The sequence below is a fragment of the Nonomuraea cypriaca genome, from assembly GCF_015645445.1.
Classification (GTDB): domain Bacteria; phylum Actinomycetota; class Actinomycetes; order Streptosporangiales; family Streptosporangiaceae; genus Nonomuraea; species Nonomuraea cypriaca.
In genome coordinates this window covers 1-1436 of sequence record NZ_JADOGI010000515.1, presented here as the reverse complement: position 1 = coordinate 1436, position 1436 = coordinate 1, and the positions used below count along the sequence as shown (strand labels likewise).

General features: G+C 71.7%; 2 protein-coding genes. Both read right to left on the bottom strand.

What is annotated here, in order from left to right; all coding sequences use genetic code 11:
* Nucleotides 1–9: 9 nt before the first annotated feature.
* Nucleotides 10–600 (bottom strand): DUF5998 family protein, encoded by a 591-nt coding sequence (locus tag ITP53_RS55305; RefSeq protein ID WP_195903482.1) that lies wholly within the window; start codon nt 598–600, stop codon nt 10–12.
* A gap of 153 nt (nt 601–753) precedes the next feature.
* The coding region (locus ITP53_RS55300) for an acetate--CoA ligase family protein (RefSeq protein ID WP_195903481.1) at nt 754–1436 on the bottom strand (683 nt) is incomplete at its 5' end.

Below are 1436 nucleotides of genomic sequence, written 5' to 3'. Positions count from 1 at the left end.
GGGCGGAGGTTACGTGGTGGCGCGGGCGGTGGCTTCGGAGAGGGCCTTGGCGAAGGCGAGGACGTGGGTGACCGCCTCCGGGCCGTCGGCTGCCTCGCTGACCCGGAGCGACAGGTCGTCGGCCGTGATCGCGCCCGTGTAGCCGTGGTCGGCCTCGCAGTTCTCGTCGCCGCACGTGGCCGGCTCCAGGTCCACGTGGGAGATGGCACCCCAGCCGATCGTGAGCGTCACCTCCGTCGGAGGGACGCCTGGGACGTAGGAGGCCGGGTCGGGCACCACGCGGGTCACGGCGACCGACTGGACGCGGCTCAGGCGGACGGCCTCCGTGGTCGTGGAGGCGTGGGAGGTCGAGACGCCCTCCACCGCCGGGTGCTCGTCGGTGTGGCAGACCAGCAACCGGCCGCCCGTCAGGACCAGGACGGTGACGTGCCTGCGCACCTCCATCGCCGGATCGAACGTGGCCTCGTGATGCACCACGAACGCGGTCACGGCCTCCTTGCCCAGCGCGGATTCGACCGCATCGGTGACGAGGTCGGGGTAGTAGCCGCTGCGCTCTATCGCTTCACGCAGGCCCGCGGCTGAGACTCGGATTTCCCTCATGGCTCCATCCTGCCAGGGCCGGGCAGTGACCTCACCCGCCGGATATAACGCTCTATAACGTCTTTAGTTGGGTACCAACGTGCGCTCTGTCCCCCTGATTCGCTCCCCTACTCCCCTGCTTCGCTGAGAGCGGATCAAGAGAGCGTGCGTGGATCAGGAGAGTCTGCGCGGTCCGCCGTCCAGGCGCGGGCCCGCCGGGGTGCGCAGGGTGGCGCGGGCGCCGAGGATCATGACGCTCGATTCGCCGACCAGCACCTGGTCCAGGTCCAGGCGGGCCACCTCGGGGAGATCATTGGCCAGGCGGCCGACGCGTACGAGGAGGTCTTCCAGGGCGTCGACCGCTACGGGCGGGTAGCCGTACTGGCCGAAGAGGAGCGGGGCCGCCCGTACGGAGCGAACCAGGGCGGCGGCGTCCTCGCCGGTCAGTGGGGCGAGGCGGAAGCCCTGGTCGAGCAGCAGGCGCGCGGTCACCTCGCCGAGCCCGAAGGAGACGACGGGGCCGAACGCCGGGTCCTCGATGACGCCCACCACGGTGGGGACGGCCGGCTGGGGCGCCATGCGCTGAACGGCCAGCTCTCCCGCATCGCCCGGCTGGTCGGCGAACTCGGCGTACGCGTGACGTACCATCTCCGGGCCGGTCAGGCCGAGGCGTACGGTGCCGGCGCGGCGGGAGGCGTCCAGGTCTGCCACCTTGAGCACCACGGGCCAGCCGAGCCGTTCGGCGGCGGCCACCGCCTCCTCGGGCGAACGCACCACCTCGGCGGGCCAGACGGTCAGGCCGTAGCAGGACAGCAGTTCGGTGGCGTCGATCTCAACCGGCGGCCCCGGCTCCGCGA